This window comes from Paracoccus sp. (in: a-proteobacteria) (assembly GCF_039808215.1).
Classification (GTDB): domain Bacteria; phylum Pseudomonadota; class Alphaproteobacteria; order Rhodobacterales; family Rhodobacteraceae; genus Paracoccus.
The window spans coordinates 1-6,128 of the sequence record NZ_JBDHSP010000113.1; the positions used below are offsets into that span (position 1 = coordinate 1).

Annotated in this window: 9 protein-coding genes; 6 read left to right on the plus strand and 3 right to left on the minus strand. The window is 58.0% G+C overall.

All coding sequences use genetic code 11. The features are described 5' to 3' along the window. Positions 1-342 precede the first annotated feature (342 nt). The 3 genes from WMK75_RS17855 to WMK75_RS17865 are packed head-to-tail and all read right to left on the minus strand — an operon-like array spanning position 343 to position 2,137. Positions 343-1,128, minus strand: a complete 786-nt coding sequence (locus tag WMK75_RS17855) for an ImmA/IrrE family metallo-endopeptidase (RefSeq protein WP_347268934.1) — start codon at positions 1,126-1,128, stop codon at positions 343-345. Next, positions 1,128-1,568 (minus strand): hypothetical protein, encoded by a 441-nt coding sequence (locus WMK75_RS17860; RefSeq protein WP_347268935.1) that lies wholly within the window; start codon positions 1,566-1,568, stop codon positions 1,128-1,130. Before WMK75_RS17860 ends, WMK75_RS17855 begins: the two co-directional genes overlap by 1 nt. Beyond that, the gene (locus WMK75_RS17865; protein WP_347268936.1) at positions 1,565-2,137 is read right to left on the minus strand and encodes a hypothetical protein; all 573 of its coding nucleotides are present in this window, start codon (positions 2,135-2,137) and stop codon (positions 1,565-1,567) included. Before WMK75_RS17865 ends, WMK75_RS17860 begins: the two co-directional genes overlap by 4 nt. Before the next feature lie 156 nt (positions 2,138-2,293). On the opposite strand from WMK75_RS17865, the gene WMK75_RS17870 reads away from it, so the two are divergent. From WMK75_RS17870 to WMK75_RS17895, 6 genes are all read left to right on the plus strand, one after another. Beyond that, the gene (locus WMK75_RS17870) at positions 2,294-2,572 is read left to right on the plus strand and encodes a hypothetical protein (protein WP_347268937.1); all 279 of its coding nucleotides are present in this window, start codon (positions 2,294-2,296) and stop codon (positions 2,570-2,572) included. A gap of 17 nt (positions 2,573-2,589) precedes the next feature. Beyond that, positions 2,590-2,847, plus strand: coding sequence for a hypothetical protein (locus WMK75_RS17875; protein ID WP_347268938.1), 258 nt, complete (start codon positions 2,590-2,592; stop codon positions 2,845-2,847). Between the two features lie 121 nt (positions 2,848-2,968). Then, a complete protein-coding gene (locus WMK75_RS17880; RefSeq protein WP_347268939.1) occupies positions 2,969-3,106 on the plus strand; it encodes a hypothetical protein in 138 nt (45 codons plus the stop codon). After that, positions 3,096-4,337, plus strand: a complete 1,242-nt coding sequence (locus WMK75_RS17885) for a nucleotidyltransferase (protein WP_347268940.1) — start codon at positions 3,096-3,098, stop codon at positions 4,335-4,337. The genes WMK75_RS17880 and WMK75_RS17885 overlap by 11 nt, the downstream gene beginning before the upstream one ends. Positions 4,338-4,468: 131 nt before the next feature. Then, a complete protein-coding gene (locus WMK75_RS17890) occupies positions 4,469-4,831 on the plus strand; it encodes a hypothetical protein (protein WP_347268941.1) in 363 nt (120 codons plus the stop codon). After that, the gene (locus WMK75_RS17895) at positions 4,815-5,978 is read left to right on the plus strand and encodes an HNH endonuclease (RefSeq protein ID WP_347268942.1); all 1,164 of its coding nucleotides are present in this window, start codon (positions 4,815-4,817) and stop codon (positions 5,976-5,978) included. The genes WMK75_RS17890 and WMK75_RS17895 overlap by 17 nt, the downstream gene beginning before the upstream one ends. Positions 5,979-6,128 lie beyond the last annotated feature (150 nt).

Consider the following 6,128-nt stretch of genomic DNA (forward strand, 5'->3'; position numbering starts at 1 on the left):
CCTCCAGGCCGATGCGAGCGACAGTGAATGGAAGCGCCAGAACATGACGGGCGATGTCATCTGGCTGCGACGATAGCTTGGCTTCATGAACGACCTTGCCGTCCCTATCCACCGCACAGAGGTTGACGCTCCGAGCCGAGACGTCCAACCCGATGAAGTGATCTTCAGGCATACCGAACCCTCCAGAATCAAGGACCGGTATCTCTCATAGGCTGTTTGCAGGCGCTTTTGTAAACTACGGCTAATTTAGTCGTCCTTGTCGGCAAGCAGCAGCGTCTCATGATGGGCCACGACGATGCAGGAACCACCAACCTCCCCCAAAAATCAATATTTATGAAATGGTTATCGACCATACCACCGCATATCCTGATCTTCAAGCATCCGCTCGTCGCAAAATACCAGCAGAGTCAGAGTCTCGCCAGGGCCAGTCCGGATGGTCTGCTCCTGAATCTCAAAACGATCTGCACCAACGCGGTCGAACCAAGCATCCGCCCCAATTTTCCGAAGGATCGGGCCGTCCGGATCGGCACCAAACTGGATACCAAAGGCGTAGCTCTCCGCGTCTAGATTATCCTGCGGGAACCACCGATCAGGCACGCTGCGGGATCGGACGAACCATTTCCGACCTTGCGGCCCATGGCAAACCAGCATCGCCGGGGCGAAGTCGGCTTCGACCAAACGGATGGCTGTTGCCGTCTGGCTAGCATTGAAAGCGTCGGCAAGAGCCTTGATCGAAGCAAAGTTCAGCTTCTTCTGCGCGTTGGCCAACGGGCGGAACAGATAGTTCGGCATGAGAAGATCGGCCGCGTACCCGTCAGCGGTTCGTTCGGGAGAAACCGCAGATCGCGGGCGGTACTCCTCTACCCGGCAGGCAAGGCAACGTCCCCTGTGGTGGTGCCAGTGACCCAGTTCATGCGCGATCGAGAATCGTTTTCGGCGCCACTGACTGTTAGAGTTTACGGTGATGATGGCGCGATCCGCCGTCCCAACGATCCGGGCCTCACAACCATCAAGAGGCCGGTATCGGACATGCGCATTCACATGATAGGCGATTGCCTCAAGGTCGATCTCGGTCGGGTCAGTTACACCCAATTCCTGAAGGAGCAATTCGGCAGGAGACAGCCGCATTAGGATTTTCCGGCCTCATCGTTGTCTTCCAGCAGGCCCAGTTCGGCCAGCTCTTCCAGCATCCCCAGAACATCAGCATCCGAAAGCTCGTTCTCCTTGCGCGCTGCCAAAGTCAGACCAGGAATAGTATCAGCGCGTGCTAAAACGGCTCGAAGGCGCGTTCGCGCATCTGCAATATTCACGACGTTTGCGGTCTGCTCCTTTGGAACGTGACGGCTTGTGGCAGCCCCAGCCTTCGCAGATGCCATCCGGGCTTTATTCACCGTAAGCAGGCTCTTCTCGAACAGCGCCCGCATCTCGACCGCATTCTGATCCGGGTCTCCACCGTCCTCTCGGAACTCAGCAAGAATCTGCTCGTCAGACACGTTGAAAATGTCCTCGGCGAGAGAATCCGCCAGCCGGCCGAGCGGCCGCGCGGCCTTGTCGTTCTTACCGGTCATGGCTGCCATCCTTCGGGGTATCTCTTGTCGATCCGGCGGCGGATCAGTTTCCGTTTGGAATCGTAGGCGGTCCTGTCGAGGCCGGTCAGCTCTCGCAGTTCCTCCGCCGTCATGCCCTCCATAGTGCCTTCCACAATGTCCTTCGCGGCCGGATCGTCTGCGAAAAGCGCGAGCACTTCGGCGCGCATCCGCGCGTCCTGCTCCGCATGCACGATCCGGTCCTCCACGCCCGGCTCGGGGTCCGGGCAATTCATGGCCGCCGCGCCGCTGCTTCCGCCCTCGATGGAAACGAGGGCCGGGCGGCGCGAGGCCTTTTCCCGTTCGCCGTCGGAAATGCTGCGCACGGCCTCTGCCAGAAACCGCACCGCATCCACATGGGCCGGGCAGACCCGGCTGCCATCGAGCGCGCGGGCGAACGCCTCCTGCAGCAGGTCTTGGGCCGGAACGGCGGGGCGCGCATAGTAGGCAGCGACCTTTTTCAGCCGCACCCAATCGGCGGCCGAAAGGCCTCGGATCGCCTCGACGATCTCGGCTCTGCTCCTGGCGGTCGCGGCTTCCTGCAAACTCACACCTTCCGTCCCCCTTCGCTCTCCTATGCGGGAGAGCGGCCCCTGCGCGGACATGAGACGGCGGATGTCCGGGACGCCCCTCGATGTCCGCATAGGGAGTCGAGGCGCATCAGGCCGGTTTCCGGTCCGCGTCGCGACACCGACAGGAGAACAAAAATGATCTACGCGATCAACTACGACCTGAAGCGGCCGGGTCAGAATTACGACGAGCTGCACAAGGCCATCAAGAACCTCGGGGACTGGTGGCACTACCTCGGATCGACCTGGCTGGTCGATACCAATCTGAACGCCAAGGGCGTCTGGGACCGGCTGGCCCCCCACGTCGACAAGAACGACCGCGTCCTCGTGATCGGCGTCACCCGCGACTATTCGGGCTGGCTGACCCAAGAGGCCTGGGAATGGATCAACAGCCGCCTCAACAGGCTGGCGGCCTGAGAGAAGGAGCGAGGCAGATGCGTGTGCAAGGTGCGGTGATCCGCGAGCAGGGTCAGACCTTCGCCATCGTGGTGGTGAAACCCCATGTGGTGCAGAACAGCGTGGCGGCCGCCGACGCGATCCGGGGCTTTGCCCCGGTCTTCGGCGTGCCGGTGGTGCTGATGGCGCAGGACGGGCGCGGCCGGCCGACCTATTACGGCCGGCCGGACATCGCCCGCTTCATGTCGCGGGTGCCGCTGCGGTCGATCCCCTGGCGGGAGTATACGATCAACTGAGAAGTGCCCTGCACTGTCGGCAAACAAGCGTGCGGATGTTTGTTCGTCGTACTCGTAGTGAACAGGCTCTTGGGAGCGCGGAGAGGCTCCCCTGCCGTCACCAAGAAGTCGAGAAGATGGAATGGATCAAATCAAGAACAAAAAACCAGGCATGGTGTTGATCGATGATATCGATGCCTATATATTGACGTACGGCGCGGCGATTGAGGGAGGCAGTCGAACGAGCTCGGCAACAGGAGGAGTTCTCGATGCCCCTTGATACAACCGCACCCGGGCTGGACGCCCTGCTTCTTGCCACGGTTCTCGAAATGGAGCTGAGCCCACGCGACCATCAAGTCGCGGGCAAACGCTACCAGTTGATCCCCGAGTTTCTACAGAGGCCCACGGGCCGTATGCGCTTCCACCTCGAAACTGCCTTGGTCTACCCCCAAGGATCTCGAGCGATTGGCGCTACCATCGTCCATGGTGCGGAGGACGACCGGTTCGATCTCGATGCCATACTGGAATTCGGCACACCGTTTGGGTGGACGCCCCGGAAGGTCCTGGATGAGCTTCACGAAGCGTTCCAAGGCTTTCCAGACGTCCGCAAGATCGAACGTTGCACCCGCTGCATCCAACTTCAGTTTGCGTTCATGCACCTTGATGTGACCCCGATGGACCCGGCGAAGGCCCCTCGCGCCGAGCGCGTCGGCGACATCTATCACAGCCCTGATGATGGACCGGATGCAAGATTTGCCGTGAACCCCTACGGTTTTGGAGGCTGGTTCCGGAGGCGGGTCTCGATGCCGACGATTGCATTCCAGAATCAGGTCAGTGATCTGCGCGCTCGTCTACAGATCAAGGATCGATTGGTGTCGGGTACCGTCATGATGGCCGCAGAAATAGACGAGCTGCCCGAGCCCATTGATCCGGTCCGCGATGCACCGCAGGTTATCGCGCTCAAGCTGATGAAGCGCTACTTGAACCTGCGATACGCCAATCGGGATATGAGGCGTCCGGTCTCGATTTATCTCTCCAAGATTGCCGTCGAAGTGCCTCCGAGCGCTTTTGGAGTTTGCGCTCAGCTAGAGGCGTTTGCTCAAGAGCTTGATTGCCGGATGGCTATTGCCTTGGAGACTGGCCGCAGACCCGAAGAGCGTAACCCGGTATTCTTGGAAGAGAACTTTAACGATCGCTGGCCCAAATCTGATCACGAAATGAGGGTATTCCGCACTGATCTCCAGCATCTTCTGGCAGAGTTGGCAAAAGCCAGGAGTTCCGAGCTTACTGATATTCGGAAAATCTTTGACGGGCTGTTCGGCGAAAAGGTAAGCGAACAGGCGGTTCGCTCCTACATCGATGGTTTGCCGACCATTGCTACCCCAAGCGCATATGAACGCGGCAAGGGATTCGTCGCCGCACCTGCTCTTCTGGCACCGACTGCAACGAAGGCCGCGGAGGTATCGAGAGCGCCAGCTCACCATTTTCACCCGGGCCGGTTGAAGCGATGATCAAGCGCACGAAGCCGAGGTCAGCCCAATCTCAGCTTGGACGGATGGAGAAACGGTGGCCTGAACTCAGGCCGCGTCTCGCCCATAGCAATCAGCTCCTTGTCTGGGTCGGGCCGCTTCGTGGTTTCCAGATGAGCTACACAGTACAGATCCAGTGGGAATGGCAGAATTCCAAGGCTGTTCCCCTCGCCTTCATCTGTGAGCCAAAGCTGCGGCCGCGCGAAGGGGAGGACTTCATCGACCTCCCGCATCTTCGCTACAATAGCGACAAGCCTGAGGACTCGGCGCTCTGCTTGTACGACCCTGATACCGGGGAATGGAAAAACACCATGCTGATCGCTGATACCACGGTTCCGTGGGTCTCAGAATGGCTCCATCACTACGAAATCTGGCACCTGGACGGAACTTGGCATGGAGCTAATGCACCAGGCCCTATTTCTATTCGCGAAATGATAGCACTTGAACTGGACGAGACTGATGGCGCGAGGACGTAGCCCTTCACCGGTCACACGGATGGTCGTTTGGGGGCGCGCTGCCAGTAGGTGCCAGTATCCCGGCTGTGGAAAACGCCTCGACGGTGATCTGATTACGGGGGATCTCAACAAGAACCACGCTTACCTCGCGCACATTATTGCATCCGACCCGGCGTTTTTGCGGGGGGATCCGGTTCTTTCCCATCAGTTGTCAGACGATCCTGACAATCTGATGCTGATATGTGATCCTCACCACAAGGAGATCGATGACCCCAGAAAAATCCACCGATACACGGTCGCAGCTTTGCGTGAGATGAAGCGGGCTCATGAAGAACATGTTCATCGCCTTATGTCGAATCCAACGGCTTCGGCCGCACACATACTTCGCATCAGCGCTGCGATTGGTGACAACGAGACCGCTGTACCTCTCAAGGCTTGCATTGAAGCAATAACGCCTGACTTTGTGTTGGCGGATCGGCACCCGATCGACATCAAGATCAGGGGGATGGATCACAAGGATAGTGACCCAACATACTACCCAACCGAGATCAATAACCTCAGGACAAGATTTGAACGTGAAATTCGAGGCCGTTATCGGGAGGGTGATCTTGAGCATCTCGCAATTTTTGGGTTCGCACCGATCCCGATCCTGATGGAGTTCGGTCGCCTGCTTTCAGACCTTTCGGAGGCGACTGTCTATGGGCGGCATCGTGAACCAAAGCCTGGCTGGGCCTGGCCAAACGATGTCAAACAGCTCAGCTTCGACCGGATCGCTGGACGATCAGGTCCGAAGAAGGTGGCGCTCAAGTTGTCTGTTACCGCGGAAATTTCTGATGACCGTGTCCTTGCGGTATTTCCTGGACAGGACGTATCGATCTGGGAGATTCGTAGTAGCCGTTTTGGTGCAAATGAATTGCGGAATCAGGCCGATTTGACAGGATATCGGATACTGGTAGGAAGGGTATTTGATGAAATACAGATCCAGCATGGATCAGACGTCGACCTTGCTATTTTTCCGGCGGTACCGACGACTTGCGCCATTGAGTTTGGTCGTGTCTGGCAACCCAAAGCGCATCCAGCCTTCGATATCTATGATCAGACCCAGGCTCAAGGCTTTGTTCTCCGGCATAGAGTAGGGATGGAACGGGAAGCTCTCACAATAACATGATTACCAGAGACCAGTTGAATGAGCTGCGCTTCAAGCGAAACACCCGAATACCCCATCTATAATAGTCGTTCTTGCTGTGAGCACCAGCCGAAATTCAGGTGCAATTATCAAGGATAGAGAGACGACGCTCCCGTCCATGCCCGTCTGATT